Source organism: Candidatus Seongchinamella marina, from assembly GCF_026262685.1.
Taxonomy (GTDB): domain Bacteria; phylum Pseudomonadota; class Gammaproteobacteria; order Pseudomonadales; family Halieaceae; genus Halioglobus; species Halioglobus marinus.
The window spans coordinates 503,555-518,262 of sequence record NZ_SHNP01000002.1; the positions used below are offsets into that span (position 1 = coordinate 503,555).

9 protein-coding genes are annotated in these 14,708 nt (G+C 50.8%); 4 read left to right on the forward strand and 5 right to left on the reverse strand.

Translation table 11 applies throughout. The annotated features are described in order from the left end of the window. Window positions 1–94: 94 nt before the first annotated feature. The gene (locus EYC87_RS07250; protein WP_279252292.1) at window positions 95–1,714 is read left to right on the forward strand and encodes a BCCT family transporter; all 1,620 of its coding nucleotides are present in this window, start codon (window positions 95–97) and stop codon (window positions 1,712–1,714) included. 71 nt (window positions 1,715–1,785) lie between these two features. Here the strand turns inward: EYC87_RS07250 and EYC87_RS07255 are convergent, their stop codons facing one another. Beyond that, a complete protein-coding gene (locus EYC87_RS07255; protein ID WP_279252293.1) occupies window positions 1,786–3,474 on the reverse strand; it encodes a mechanosensitive ion channel family protein in 1,689 nt (562 codons plus the stop codon). Between the two features lie 144 nt (window positions 3,475–3,618). Then, the gene (gene gcvA / locus EYC87_RS07260; RefSeq protein WP_279252294.1) at window positions 3,619–4,509 is read right to left on the reverse strand and encodes a transcriptional regulator GcvA; all 891 of its coding nucleotides are present in this window, start codon (window positions 4,507–4,509) and stop codon (window positions 3,619–3,621) included. 150 nt (window positions 4,510–4,659) lie between these two features. Between gcvA and EYC87_RS07265 the strand changes: the two genes are divergently transcribed. From EYC87_RS07265 to EYC87_RS07275, 3 genes are read left to right on the forward strand one after another with little or no spacing between them, the layout of a single operon-like run. Further along, a complete protein-coding gene (locus EYC87_RS07265) occupies window positions 4,660–6,207 on the forward strand; it encodes a trimethylamine methyltransferase family protein (protein WP_279252295.1) in 1,548 nt (515 codons plus the stop codon). 31 nt (window positions 6,208–6,238) lie between these two features. Then, entirely contained in the window at window positions 6,239–8,656 is a 2,418-nt protein-coding gene (locus EYC87_RS07270; RefSeq protein WP_279252296.1) for an FAD-dependent oxidoreductase, read from the forward strand. A gap of 5 nt (window positions 8,657–8,661) precedes the next feature. After that, window positions 8,662–11,091 carry a GcvT family protein gene (locus tag EYC87_RS07275; RefSeq protein WP_279252297.1) on the forward strand — a complete coding sequence of 810 codons (2,430 nt, stop codon included), beginning with the start codon at window positions 8,662–8,664 and terminating at the stop codon, window positions 11,089–11,091. 64 nt (window positions 11,092–11,155) lie between these two features. On the opposite strand, the gene EYC87_RS07280 is transcribed toward EYC87_RS07275, so the two are convergent. The 3 genes from EYC87_RS07280 to EYC87_RS07290 all read right to left on the reverse strand — a co-directional run bounded on the left by EYC87_RS07280 (window position 11,156) and on the right by EYC87_RS07290 (window position 14,694). Beyond that, window positions 11,156–12,331 carry an acyl-CoA dehydrogenase family protein gene (locus EYC87_RS07280; RefSeq protein WP_279252298.1) on the reverse strand — a complete coding sequence of 392 codons (1,176 nt, stop codon included), beginning with the start codon at window positions 12,329–12,331 and terminating at the stop codon, window positions 11,156–11,158. Beyond that, entirely contained in the window at window positions 12,328–13,437 is a 1,110-nt protein-coding gene (locus tag EYC87_RS07285; RefSeq protein ID WP_279252299.1) for an acyl-CoA dehydrogenase family protein, read from the reverse strand. The genes EYC87_RS07280 and EYC87_RS07285 overlap by 4 nt, the downstream gene beginning before the upstream one ends. 72 nt (window positions 13,438–13,509) lie before the next feature. Beyond that, complete coding sequence (locus tag EYC87_RS07290; protein ID WP_007227917.1) at window positions 13,510–14,694, reverse strand: hydroxymethylglutaryl-CoA reductase; 1,185 nt, start codon at window positions 14,692–14,694, stop codon at window positions 13,510–13,512. Between the last annotated feature and the right edge of the window lie 14 nt (window positions 14,695–14,708).

Genomic DNA, 14,708 nt, shown 5'->3' on the forward strand with positions numbered 1-14,708 from the left:
ATATCAGCTGAAATGTGCAAGACTTTTCGTGGAACATACACCTCAAATATTTTGCTGTACACTCATATTTTTTCACTCAGCGAAGAAAATAATAATGCCTACTTCGGATGCTGCCTCAGGAACGACCCATCTGGAAGATGCAGGTTTTTACCAGGGTTATAACAAGTGGATATCGCTCTCTTCCAAGGGAATTATCCTGTTGCTCATTGTTTGGGCATCGACCTCAGACCAGGCGGCCGACATGCTTGCCCGCGTGCAGGTGGTCACCATCTCGGTATTCAACAGTTGGTACATTATCGCCACTGCATCTTTTATGTTGATTTGCCTGCTTCTCGCGCTGTGGCCACGAACAGGTAAAATCAGGCTTGGTAAACCTCACGAGAGACCCGAGTTTTCAAATTTTGCATGGTTTTCAATGATGTTTGGTGCCGGCATCGGGGTAGGCATGCTTACTTACTCTACTGCGGAACCGATCTTTCACTTCGTTAACAATCCCGATGTGATATTGGGTAATAGCGACAGCCTCGCCGCCAACAATGTTCGTAATGCTTATAAATGGACACTTTTACATTATGGTCTTACCCCTTGGGGCTGCTATGGCATCGTTGGCATGTCCATGGCTTACTTCAGCTATCACCGCAATTTACCCCTGACCATCAGGTCACCACTTTCGCCACTCATGGTAGGCCGCACTTCACGGATAGCTGGTAACGTCGTCGATACGGCAGCGATTCTCGCAACCGTCATCGGAGTCGGTGTCACCATAGGGTATGGAGTCACCCAGTTTGCATTCGGGATTCATCGAATATCTGGCGCCGAGTGGATAGTCAATTCTGCTGGAAAACCGACCACCGAGGCGCTGGTTCTGGCGGTTCTCGTCATTATGATCGCTTCTACAATTTCAGCCAGTTCAGGAGTTGTCAGAGGTATCCGCTGGCTATCCAATCTCAACATGGTCTTGTCGTTTGTACTGCTGACCTGTTTTGTTGCATTCGGAGCCTGGGCTTTTGCTGTCGAAGCTTTTTTCACCGGCATACTGGACTACCTGATAGCGCTGCCAAGCATGTCCACGACAGTCTGGCATTCCGGAGAGGATACGGTTCAGCAGGCGCTTAGCGCCTGGCAAGGTGATTGGACAATTTTTTACTGGGCCTGGTGGATAGCTTTCACGCCATTCGTTGGCCTATTTCTATCGCGAGTGTCCAGAGGCAGAACCATTCGTGAGTACGTTGTTGGTGCGATGATCGTGCCCTCCCTCATGTGTTTTACCTGGTTTTGCATCGTGGGCGGCACAGCCATTGACCTTGAACTGTCGGGCAAGGCAAACGGAGCCATTACCAACTCGGACTTGTCAGCCCAGTTGTTCACGACAATATCATTGCTGCTGGCTTCACAGGGTGCTTTTTACCTGTCGGTGCTTTCCGTCATACTGTTGCTGACTTATCTAGTGACCTCAGCAGACTCTGCTGTGCTGGTCATTAACACGATCGCCTCTGGCGGAGAAAAGGATGTGCACAACAATAAACACGTGGTGATCTGGGGGGTCATTATCACTGGAGTGATTACCACCTTACTGACAGTCGGCGGTCTTAATGCGCTGCGCTCGGTAATGATAATAGGCGCACTACCATTCTCCCTCGTCATGGTGCTAATGGTTGTTTCTTTTCTCAAAGCACTTTGGAATGATCGATCAGAAGTTCATACGGCTATATGAGACTTTCGCGGTGATGAGCATTCAAGGCTCATCATCGCCAAAAGTAGTCGCATAGATTCCCGACGTTAGCCCTAGCTGTCCTGCTTGTAAAAATGCACATCGCGCTGTGGAAATGGAATAGAAATACCCTCGCGATCGAAACGCATTTTCACCTCGCGAGTAATATCCCAATACACTTCCCAATAGTCTGGTGTTTTTGTCCAGGGACGTACCACAAAGTTTACCGAGGAATCACCCAGCGTATGCAGGCGGATATTGGGTGCGGGGTCAGTTAGCACCTTTTCATGCGATTCCACGATTTCTCTCAATACACGTTCAGTCTTCTCGAGATCGTCGCTATAGCTTACGCCAAACTCCAAATCCACCCGCCGTGTTTTTTGCGCGGTAACATTCTTGATCACGTCACCCCATATTTTACTGTTCGGTATAATTAGAGTTTGATTGTCGAAAGTATTGATGGTTGTCGAGACAAGAGTCATTTTTTTTACCAGTCCAATAGTACCGGCAACTTCCACAAAATCATCTACATCATAGGGTCGGTAGAACAGGATCATGCCGCCCGCTGCGAAATTACCCAGGGTGTCTTGTAAAGCGAAGCCCACAATAAAGCCGGCTACTCCCAAACCCGCCAAGGCCGGACCCAGTGAAATACCAACCTGTGAGAGTGCGACCAAAATACCAAGCATCATAACGCTGGCACCGGAAACGGATATCAAAACATCCTTCAGGAGCGTTGAAAATTCAGCACCAGACTTAATCAGCGCCGAGCTGACGACGCGCTTCACCAATTGCGAGAGCGCGCGAAATGCAATCAATATCACTACGAACGCCAGAAGCTTCAAAAAGATATCAGGCAAACTTCTCGATACAGCGTCGCTAACGCTTCCCCAACTATCCTCCAGTGTCTGCCGCAGGGCCTCTGGATCAAAAAGACGCAGTGACACACCACTGCTTTCTCGCAGCAAAACCGAGCGGTATACAACCGTATCAATCTCTATTCGCACCATAAGTTTTAACAGTGACTCAAGGCGCCGGACTTCTACCGCAAGCGCTATTTTGATTTCATTTGCCGCTCCCTGAACGCCGGTATTATTTGCGTCCAGGGCAAGCCTGCTATCCATTTCTCGCAGAGTGGTCGTGTAAAGCTCGATTCTGGCTGAAATTGTTTCGGCGTACTGATAGAGCAATGTAGATGTCTTTTGTCGTAAAACTGCTGCTGACAGCCCGATAACTTCTCTACTTTCAATAAGCTCAACCAGTGATGAATAAAACCCCAGACGAAGCGTTTCCAGTCCGTTTCCATGGGCTTGCAGTGCATACTTTTCGACTTCAGCAGCATTTTTATATCGTTCGTTATTCGTCTCTATTCGCTCATCTAGCTGCTGAATACGCTGAATCAACACTTGATCGGCCTTGGAAAGGTCCCCAGGAACGCGCTCTTGTAGCAGCCGTCGATCGGGATCGTCCTCTGGCAGTGCAGAGATATGCCGGGTGAGTTTGGCGATATCTGCAACCAGCCTGATGATGCGCTGGTCAAGACGAAAGACCAGCGCCTCGGCATCAGCTTCAGTAGTAGTGCCGGTATTTTCTACTAAAGACTTTAGGAGAATGATGCTTTCGTCAATATCGTCAATAGATTTGGCTAATTTGCTGGAAGAAACGACTTCTTGCGCTGCGACTTCAATATGCGAAATCGCAAACAGTAAACACAGGAAGACTGAAGAAAGCACCCCTGAGCCCCTGCGGTGTTGTCCACGCATAACCATTCATCCTTATTGTTTATATTGCAGCACTGCCAACTGACAGTTCTAAGCCAAGAATATCGATGCTATTTTCGCCGATCTCGATAGCCAATCCGGTAGGCGTTAAAGACAAACAAAAATACCATCTATTCCTAGACGCCGCTAGAGGCTAACGAGCCCTTGCGATAGCAACCAGCTCTTAACTTCTTTTACGGCAGGACGTTGCAGGTGCCCTTTCGGACACACGATATAGTAAGCCATATCATTCTTCAGTTTGGTGTCAAATAAACGCACCAGCCGCCCGGCGTCAAGGTGCTCCTGAACGAACAACGTTGAGCACAGAGCGATACCCTGCCCATCGAGTGCTGCCTGTATCAGCACGTTGGTGTCATCGATAATGATGCCCCGCCTGGGATTTATTTGCGGCATGTCTGACTGCTTCAGCCACGCCTCCCAGTCATCATAGTGCGCGTCGTGAAGTAGCGTATGGTTGAGCAGTAAAGCGGGGGTTAAACTCGCAGACTCAGTTCCCACCAATTTTGGACTGCACACAGGATAAAAATCGATGTCTAGCAGGGGTGAAGCAATGACCCCGGGCCAACTGCCCGCACCGTAGGTAATTGCCAGGTCGATATCCTCACGGTCAAAATTGACTGGCGAGTTGGAGTGGTAAAGGCGCAAATCAATGGTGGGAAATTGCTGCCAAAAAAGATGTAATCGTGGCGACAGCCATCTGGCTGCAAGCGATGGGCCAAGACGCAGCGTGAGCACATCATTAGCGCTGTTAGGATCGACTGTGTTAACGGCCTCTCGAAGCTTGAGGAATGCTTCGCTGACTTCTGGCAACAAGCGCTCCCCTGCCGTAGTCAATCGTAATTTGCGAGTCAAGCGAATAAAAAGTGACACCCCGAGGTGGTTTTCAAGCAATTTAACCTGATGGCTGACCGCAGCCGGCGTGACGTTAAGCTCTGCGGATGCCAAAGAAAAACTCATGTGTCTGGCAGCACACTCATAGGCGCGTAAACTGTTGAGTGGAGGCAATGAACGACTCATTATAAACGACTTCTAGTAACGTGTTTGGGGACTATATAGCTCAATATTTCTATTGTATAGCGTTAAAACTATTCACTTGTGTCGCTCTTCTTATCAGAGCATTATTTTGAGAGTTCAGGCCCATATTAATAACAATTCGGAGCCGTTGCCATGTCCCGTCGAAGCGGTGGTCGCAAGTCCAGAGTAGCCCTACGTTCAGCCCCGTTAACTCAAGAGATGAAGCCGGTACACCCCGGAGAACAGGGCGGCCATTACAAACCTCTCAGTGCGGAGGATGTGGTTGCTGTAGTCGATAATAGCTATCGCATCCTGGAAGAGATCGGATTTAACCAGGCTACACCCCATTGCATAGAAACCTGCACCGCCTATGGTGCAGTGATGGGTAACGATGGCCGTTTGCGCATGTCACGGGATGTAGTAGAAAAAGCCATTGCCTCCAGCGAGCGCAACCTGGTCCTGCACGGGCAGGACCCGGCGCACGATTTGCAAGTGAGTGGCAGCCGCGTGCATTTCTCCACAGCAGGCGCAGCGGTAATGGTGGTTGACCCTGTCACAAAAACACATCGCGAGTCCCAAGCGCACGATTTGTATGATATGGCTCGAATAACTGATACCTGCGAGCATATACATATGTTTCAGCGCACCTGTGTTTTGAGAGATATCGAAGACACCTACGCAATGGAACTCAACACCACTTATAACGCGATCATGGGTACGACTAAACATGTGGGTGCGAGTTGGACTGACGCGAGAAATGTCGAAAAAACGCTGGAAATGTTGCACCTTGTGGCGGGAAGTGAGCAAGCCTGGCGAGACCGTCCTTTTGTCAGTCAGTCCAATTGCTTTGTGGTACCTCCAATGAAGTTTGCCGAGGAATCCCTGGAGTGTCTGCGCGTTGCGGTTGAAGGTGGCATGCCGGTGCTGCTGCTGTCTGCTGGCCAGGCAGGCGCTACCTCTCCTCCTTGCCTGGCCGGAGCGGTGTCCCAAGCCTGGGCCGAAACATTGGGCGGGCTTGTGTACGTCAATGCGATTAAACCGGGCGCACCCGCCATTCTTGGTACCTGGCCTTTCGTCTCAGATTTACGTACCGGAGCCATGAGCGGCGGATCGCCTGAACAAGGTGTATTGTCGGCAGCCTGCGCTCAGGTTGGACAATATTTTGGCCTGCCTACAGGTACCGGGGCTGGCATGTCTGACTCTAAACTTCCAAACTTCCAGGGAGGTGCAGAGCATGCGTCAAATGCCGCCGTTACTGCATTGTCGGGGGCAAACATCGTGTATGAGTCCGCCGCGATGTATTCTAGCTTGCTCGGCACCTGCCCCGAAAGCCTATTACTGGATAATGATGTGCTAGGCGCATGTATGCGCATGGTGAAAGGTGTAGAGGTCAACGAAGAAACCCTGGCATTTGATGTCGTAAAAGAGGTTTGCCTGGGCGAAAAAGGTCATTATCTAGGCTCTGATCAGACCCTGAGCGTGATGCAGTCTGAGTATATCTATCCTGAACTTTTTAATCGCATGACTCCCAATGAGTGGGATGAGGCTGGTCAACCTGAAGCGCTGGAACTTGCCATCCAGCAAAAAGAGAAGATACTCTCGAGCCACTTCCCCCGACATGTGAGTGACGACACCGACGAAAAAATTCGCGCGCAGTTTCCAATTTTTCTGAGCAGGGAAGCAATGGGCAGAGGGGATTGAATAAAAGTTCATAGTCAACAGTAAGGTAAACATGAAATCACACGCGCAAGTGGTCATCGTTGGCGGTGGCTCGCTAGGCATCAGCCTGCTATACCACCTCACTAAAGAAGGTTGGACAGATATTCTATTGGTGGAGAAAGGCGAACTGACCAGCGGCTCCACATGGCATGCAGCCGGGCTGTGCTCCAACTTTATCGGCAACATGACCGTGGCCAAGATTCACGATTATTCCATTCGCCTTTACAACGAAATTCTACCGGCCGAAACAGGTGACCCTTCAGTTTTCCATCAAACGGGTAGCTTGCGAATTGGCTATAGCAAACTTGAAGAAGAGTGGTTTCATAATCTGGCAAGCCGCGCCAAAAATGTTCCTTGTGAATTTAATATTATTTCCAAGCAGGAGGCCCAGGAACTACACCCTTTTATAAATTTTGACGATGCCCGGATCATCGCAAGCACTCCCAATGACGGTCATGTTGACCCTTCTTCTGTAGCAATGCCGCTGGCACAGCTTGCCAAGGCCGCGGGGGCAGCCATCAGCCGTTTCAATCGAGTGTTGGAAATTAATGCCCTGCCAAGCGACGAGTGGGACGTAGTGACAGAGCAAGGCACTGTTCGAGCCCAGCATGTGGTCAATGCTGGGGGGTGCTTCGCACCTGAAGTCGGCGCCATGGTAGGAGTGAAGATTCCGTTAGTAAACCTGGAACATCAATATCTGGTGACCGACAGTCACCCAGCGTTAGCGTCACTTGCCAGAGAATTACCCGTCGTTAGAGATTCTCGTTGTGCCGCCTACCTGCGGCAGGAGGGCCAGGGTCTGCTGATAGGCCCTTATGAAAACTGGGGTTCAAAACCTTGGGCACTCAAGGGAATGGATTGGGGCTTCGATCGCGAACTCTTCCAGGGAGATCTCGAGCGATTGATGCCGTTTCTGGATCGTTGCATGGAACGTATGCCCATTTTTTCCGAAGTGGGCGTAAAGACAGTGATCAATGGCCCTATCACGCATACGCCAGATGATAATGTCCTGGTGGGGCCACAGGCTGGTTTACGCAACTTTTGGAACCTGTGCGGGTCCAGCATTGGGATCGCCCAGGGCGGCATTGGCAAGTATCTGGCCCAATGGATGGTACACGGACAAACTGAACTCAATATGGCCCCTCTGGACAGCCGCCGGTTTGGTGCCTGGGCCGACCGAAATTACTGCATCACCAAGGGAATTGAGTCCTACGAAGTAATGTATACCGCTATGGGCGCAAATGAAAATCGCGCTCAAGGACGAGTACGTCGCACCAGTCCGTTGTTTGGCATGCTTGCCGACAAGGGTGCAGTTCATGGGGTGGTCGCAGGGTATGAGAAACCACTTTGGTTTCGCACCAATGAGATAACAAGCGAAGCATCCACCTGGGAGCGCAGCGCAGCGCATCCTGCCGTGGCGCTTGAATGCGCTGCCGTGCAGAATGCTGCAGGTGTTATTGATATCTCTGGTTCTGCCAAATTCGAAATAAGTGGCGCAGATGCATACACTTTTTTGAACAGGCTTTCGAGTAACAAACTACCTGGCCGCGACGGCCGCCTCGGCCTAACCCTGTTTCACGGCCCCAATGGCGGCATCATGACAGAGCAGTCAATTACTCGAATCAATGAAGAGCTGTTCTATCTCATTGGTCCGATCGCTTCAGAATATCGCGACTTACACTGGATGCAGCAGCACGCAGATGGCTACGTAGTAGACATCAAAAATTGTACTGATGATCTTGCCGCTGTGTTGCTGACTGGGCCGAAATCCCGCGATATCCTTCAGCAGTTAACCGCAGACGATCTCTCCAACAGCGCGCTTCCCTGGCTCAGTTGCCGAATCATCACCCTTGACAGTGCGCCGGTGAGAGTAATGCGCGTGTCCTATGCAGGTGAACTGGGTTATGAACTGCATATGCCCGTCTATCAAATGCCATCTATTTACGAATCTTTGTTCCGGGTAGGAGCAACAATGGGGTTGATAGATTTCGGTGGCTACGCCTTTAATTCCATGCGCATGGAAAAAATGTACCGCGCCTGGGGCAACGAGTTTACTGAAGAGATCAGCGGCGTTGAAGCAGGTATGGAACGGTTTATCGATACCGATAGAGACTTTATTGGTAAAGAAAGTATTTTGCACCGGTGCTCACAAGGAGTGGATATCCAGCTAGCGTACCTGGCCTTCGATGATGACATCGCCTGCGAGTGCTTTGGCAATGAGGCTGTTTATCACTCAGGCGAACTGGTGGGGCTGACCACGGGTGGCGCCTATGGTCACAGGGTGGGCAGAAGCCTGGCATTTGCGTACCTAAAGCCTGCAATGGTGGCACAGGATGTTCAGCTACAGGTATTAACCACAAGTGGTATGCGCAACTGCCATGTGGAAGTAGGCGCCCTGTATGATCCAAAAAATGAAAGGCTGCGAGGCTAGCATTTATGGATCTTCCTACAGAAGCAGAAATCGTCATTGTTGGCGGTGGCATTGTTGGTTGCTCCATTGCTTATCACCTGACCCAGCGTGGCGTAAGCGATGTTGTATTACTGGAACGTAAACAACTCACCTGCGGCACAACATGGCACGCAGCCGGCCTGGTAAGTATGTTATGGCCTACACCTACGCTGACCCGCCTGGCGAAGTACTGCCATGAACTCTACGCTTCACTTGAAGAAGAAACAGGTCAGGCTACGGGTTATCGGCGCATTGGCAGCGTATCACTGGCTCGCACCGAGGAGCGCCTCGAAGAGTTGCAACGCAATGCCTCTCTGGCCGGGGTGTTTGATGTTGATTCAGAAATGATCGACAACCAGCGCCTGGAAGCGCTCTATCCTGGGGTGAATACGCAGGGTGTGCTAGGAAGTCTCTACATCGAAAAAGACGGTCAGACAAATCCCGTTGATACCACCCAGGCCCTGGCAAAAGGTGCGCGCAGTCGCGGCGCGAAAATTATTGAAGACCTGAAAGTCGACGACATCCTACTGGATGGCGACAAGGCAGTAGGTGTGCGCACCGCACAAGGAGACATCAAGGCGCGCAAGGTGATTCTTACTGGCGGCCTCTGGTCACGGGACATTGCAAAAAAAATAGGCATAGAACTTCCCCTCTATGCCTGCGAACACTATTACGTTGTTACCGATGCAATACCTGGATTGACGCGGCGGCCTGTCATGCGTGACTTTGACAAAGGTCTCTATTTCAAAGAAGACGCGGGGAAAATGCTGATTGGCTGGTTTGAAAAAAACGCCATCGGATGTCCCATGTCACGAATTACTGAAGATTTCTGTTTCGATGAGTTTCCGACCGACATGGCTCACATAGAACCTCATTTATTGGCCGCTATGGAGACATTTCCCGGGTTTGGCAACGCGGGAATCAGGACATTTTTTAACGGTCCTGAAAGCTTTACCAACGACAATTTACACCTCCTTGGACCAACGCCAGAAGTAGAAAATTTCTATGTCGCCTGTGGCATGAACTCCAAAGGCATTGCAGCCTCTGGTGGTTTGGGGAAAATACTGGCGGATTGGGTTATCGACGGACATCCCTCTGGTGAAATTACAGAGACCGATGTACGCCGTAATAATGCGGTGCAAACGACCGATACTTATGTGAAAGCAAGAATACCAGAGGCATTGGGTCATACTTATGCGATGCACTGGCCCTTTTACCAGTACCAGACCGCGCGTAATTTGATTCAGTCACCGCTGCACCAGGCCCTACTGGACCAGGGGGCATGTTTCGGCGAAGTCGGCGGGTATGAGCGTCCCAACTGGTTTGCGCGTAACGGAGCGCCTGCCGAATACGATTACAGCTATAAACGCCAGAACTGGTTCGAATTTTCTGCCGCCGAGCATACGGCGGTTAGGGAAAATGTAGGTGTCTATGACATTTCTTCGTTTGGAAAATTTGAAGTTACCGGTAAAGATGCTGTAACAACGCTACAAAATTTGAGTTGCGCCAATATCGATGTAGACCATGGCCAGGTGGTGTATACGCAATGGCTTAATGAACGCGGTGGCATTGAAGCTGACCTGACAATCGCAAGGCTGGCCGCAAACCGTTTCTGGGTCATCACTGGAATCGCATCTCTAAACCGTGACTGGTGGCGACTGAAAAAAAATCTGTTGGGACAAACCGAGATTACCGACGTCACCACACAGCATGCCTGCCTCAGCGTTCAAGGTCCTGACGCTCGACGGCTATTGCAACACATTACGGACAGTGATTTATCTGCAGATGGCTTTGCATTTGGCAGCGGCCGATTTGCGCAGGTGGCAAACTCAACCGTGTGGATGCAAAGACTGTCCTACGTCGGTGAGCTGGGATGGGAGTTGTTCGTTCCCCAACGTGAGGCACTGATGGTATTTAATGCCCTGCATCAGGCTGGCAGGAAATACGGATTGGCTAACGTCGGCTTGCACGCTCTCAATAGCCTTCGACTAGAAAAAGGCTTCCGTCACTGGGGCCACGATATCGCCGCGGAAGATAATCTGTTTCAGGCTGGCTTATCGTTTACGGCAAAACCTGATGCTGCTGACTTCATTGGTCGAGCTGCGTTTTTGACAGCCAGGGAAGCGGGCTCACAAGACCGTCGACTGGTGCAGTTTGTGCTGGAAAACCCTGAACCACTGCTCTATCACAATGAACCGATTGTGATGAATGGCGACGTTGTGGGGTTTCTGTCATCAGGCATGTATGGACATAGCATGGGCGCCGCTATCGGCATGGGGTACGTCAACGCGCAAGGCCTGAACGCAGAGATACTCGAGAGTGCAGATTTCGAAATTGAAGTAGCCACGGTCAGGCACAGAGCCAGGGCATCGTTGCGCGCGCTCTATGACCCCACCGGCGGCCGAATGCGTCTATAAGCAAGCAACGAGCCCCCTACTTCACCGAGTTTCCACGCTCGCCTGCAGCTTTAGAAAGCCGGCATTAGCCGCCTGTTTTTATTTCCTTGAACGGTATCTCGCGGTCGACATCATTAGACCTGGGGAGGCCTAAAATTCGCTCAGCTATGATATTTCTCTGTATCTGGTCAGTGCCACCACCAATTGAGTTCATATAAGCCTTGGCTGCATCGAAATTTGCATGCCGCGCATCCTCTGTATCGTTGACTAAGACTCGAGGCCCTAGAATGGTGCCTGACAGGCGAGCTTCGCCGTGTTGAATACGCGACATAGATAATTTACCCAGAGACATCAGAGACGACATTCCGTTTGTTTTGATCTCCTCCACAGCGCGCTGCATGGTTAATGAGTTTAATTGTCGATACGCCAGAGCCTGCGCTATCTCTTGCCTTAGCGCCGGCTCTTTTAGTCGATCATATTTGTGCGCCAGCCTAAGCAACGCTGGTGCCTTGCTGTGCGAAGACATTCCGGAGCGAGCCGTGACGCCCATACCCATGATCAGCCGCTCAGATGCTATTGCCGCCTGGAAAGACTTCCAGCCCTTGTTATAGTCGCCAATGATGTAGCGTTCTGACACCCGGGCATTGGAGATGAACACCTCGTTAAACTCAGATTCTCTGGTTATCTGATTAATGGGCCTTACCTCAACACCCTCCTGTTTCATCGGGAAGATAAAAAACGTAATCCCCTGGTGTTTCGGCACATCAAAATCCGTTCTTGTCAGCAGCATCCCATACTCTGCTTCCTGTGCATTTGAGGTCCATACTTTCTGGCCATTAATAATAAATTCATCACCGTCCTTTACAGCACGCGTGCGAATTCCCGCAAGATCTGACCCTGCCCCCGGTTCGGAGTAAAGCAGACAGCAGATAGGTCCGATGAGAAGTTCACGCAACAGTTCAGCCTTCAACGCTTCACTGCCCATTTTGTAAAGAGTAATGGCGCCAAGAGAAAAACGATCCTTACCCCAGCCAGGAGCGCGGTGCTTCTGAAAGGTTTTTTCAATAACGCGGGCCTCTCTCTGCGACAGCTCACGTCCAAACCACGCTTTAGACCAGGTAGGTGTGGCATAGCCTGCGTCAACAACTTCTGACAGCCAGCGCTTCTCGTCATAAACTTCAGTGTCAACAGCTCTGAGATTATCGCTGTCCCAGTGACGCTGAAGCCAGTTTTCAACCTCTTCGCGTAGTGCGTCGCTCATAGCATTTTCTCCATCTCTGCAAGATAGTTGTCTCGAAGTGTCTCGGATGAACAATAAAGCCACTGCCCTGTCTGCGCGCGCCGCCAGAAAAGATGAGCAGGATGCTCCATGGTGTAAGCAATGCCACCATGCAGCTGGATAACATCAGCTGCGATCTTTCGATAATTATCAGCGCAAGTGAAGCCGGCGAGACAAGACATCAGCTTCCGGTCATCACTGCCCGCTGCAATGGCTCGTGCGGCATGCTGAGCGGCGCTCGATGCTGACTCAAGCTCAATAAGGAGATCTGCCGCAATGTGCTTCAAAGCCTGAAAGCTGCCAATAGGCTGGCCAAACTGGTGGCGAGTTTTCAGATATTCCATAGTGATTTCAAAGATACGGCGTGCTGCCCCGACCTGCTCGCCAGCCAGAGCCACCAGAGCCACCTGAAGCGCCTCTTCCATCACTTCCTCACCCACACCCTCTACCTGGCGGGCAACAACAGCATCCAACGACATCGAAGATAGGCGAATAGTGGCGTCATCAGTGTTGTGCGGCGTTAAGGCAATACCATTCTCGTTCATATCGACGAGAAAGACGCCTTTACCGCCATCCACATTGGCATAGACAAGGCATTGATTGGCAACAGCTGCGTATGAAACAAAGTCCGCCGTTCCAGTGAGCAGCCAACTTTGGTCCACAAAGACTGCCTGCACCTCCGGCGGAAGATCCCAGGCGCCACTGCTACCACAGCCGGCGACAGAAAATATTGCCGAGCCCTCCGTGATTGCCCTCAGGCACTCCTCTGCCAGGCTCTCGTCACTGCAGGCAGATAAAATAGTTGGGGCGATAACGCATGTGGATATAAACGGCCCGCCGTAGAGGTATGCTCCGGCATGTTCCATCAAAGCCTCAACCTCCACCAGACTCCCGCCAACGCCTCCATGTTCTGGACCAATGAGTATTCCCATTAAGCCCAGCTGAGACATTTTTTCCCAAACGCTCTGATCAAATCCTGACTCAGTAATCAGCAGCTGACGAAGCTTCGGTTCATCAGCCATATCCTGAAGAAGCCTGGAAAATGTATCGCACATCGCCTGCCTATCTTCTACCGAGAATGCTTCCACCTCTATGTCCTCTCTTTTTAGCTATGAATACTTTTAAATGCTTCGCAGATTGACCCGATATCGCTAGTCCCGCTATCGGTTTCGTCCCAACTTTTCATGAGCATCTACCCATTCGTTTTTTCCGGACTCCTTGTTTCTGCGAGTTGCCGCTCCCAGTGACAATTCTCCCGCCAGCACCGTCGCAGCCGCTATTTCAATGAGCTTATATGCTTTACCTTGGCCATAACAATCCATCAACTCAAGGCATTCTCTTTGCGTGGGTAAACCGGTACCTCCGCCATAGGTCGCCATGACCAAAGCAGGCAGCGTAATTGAAAAGTAGAGGTCTCCGTCCCGGGTCACATAACTGTATACGGTACTTTGTACCGCTTCACCGATACAGCCCGCGTCTTGCCCGGTGGCAATATATAACGCAGCGAGCCCATTGGCCGGATGTGCCGCATTACTGGTGGAACCTGCTATGTAAGAGCTCATGAGGCTGAGCTGGTTTCCATAGGCCATTTGCTCTGGAGTCGCGCGCATCAAACTACTGAGCACCGCTTTTGGAATAGTGATTTCCGCTGTCACTCGACGCCCTCTTCCTCCCAGTGAGTTCAAAGAAGAGGGCTTCTTCTCAGTCTCGAAATTACTTGAAAGCATATAGTGACGCAGTTGGGGGTATTGCTGCCGAATCCACTCACAGGCGACATAAGTAGCTCGGCCTGTCATATTCTGTCCGGCAGCGTCGCCCGTTGTGAAGTTAAAGCGAGTATTTACAAAATTGTGGAACACATACTGCTCTATCTCAACAAGCTTCCCAACAGATGTCGTTGATTCAGCCTGTTGCTTGATAGCTTCGAAGTTTTCCCTTAACCAATTCGAAAAATCACGGGCTTCCCGACTGTTTTTGAATACAAACGCAGGGGCTCGCTGCATAGCGTCACCGCATACGGTGGTCATAACTCCGCCGCTTTCGCGAATCAGCCTCATGCCTCTGTTATAACTGGCAATGAGAGTGCCCTCTATAGTCGCGAGCGGAACGTAAAACTCACCCTGAGCGTGCTCACCGTTGACTAACAAGGGACCGGCTACGCCAATAGGCACCTGAGCAACCCCAAAAAAGTGTTCGCAATTTCCGTCCATATCCGAAGGATCAAAATTGTACCCCTTGGTGTAGTTCAAACGGGAACCCGTTATCGTCTCCAGAAATTGTTGCCTTTGCTTTACGATCTCATCACTGTAGTCATTTTCGCTATCGCGGGGAATCTTACTGTCCATAGCTCATCGTCCAA

Bases quoted from the DNA above. Each gene is read 5' to 3' on its own strand.
- EYC87_RS07270 (WP_279252296.1), top strand. From the start codon at position 6,239: ATGAAATCACACGCGCAAGTGGTCATCGTTGGCGGTGGCTCGCTAGGC.
- EYC87_RS07255 (WP_279252293.1), bottom strand. From the start codon at position 3,474: ATGCGTGGACAACACCGCAGGGGCTCAGGGGTGCTTTCTTCAGTCTTC.
- gcvA (WP_279252294.1), bottom strand. From the start codon at position 4,509: ATGAGTCGTTCATTGCCTCCACTCAACAGTTTACGCGCCTATGAGTGT.
- EYC87_RS07275 (WP_279252297.1), top strand. From the start codon at position 8,662: ATGGATCTTCCTACAGAAGCAGAAATCGTCATTGTTGGCGGTGGCATT.
- EYC87_RS07250 (WP_279252292.1), top strand. From the start codon at position 95: ATGCCTACTTCGGATGCTGCCTCAGGAACGACCCATCTGGAAGATGCA.
- EYC87_RS07265 (WP_279252295.1), top strand. From the start codon at position 4,660: ATGTCCCGTCGAAGCGGTGGTCGCAAGTCCAGAGTAGCCCTACGTTCA.
- EYC87_RS07280 (WP_279252298.1), bottom strand. From the start codon at position 12,331: ATGAGCGACGCACTACGCGAAGAGGTTGAAAACTGGCTTCAGCGTCAC.
- EYC87_RS07290 (WP_007227917.1), bottom strand. From the start codon at position 14,694: ATGGACAGTAAGATTCCCCGCGATAGCGAAAATGACTACAGTGATGAG.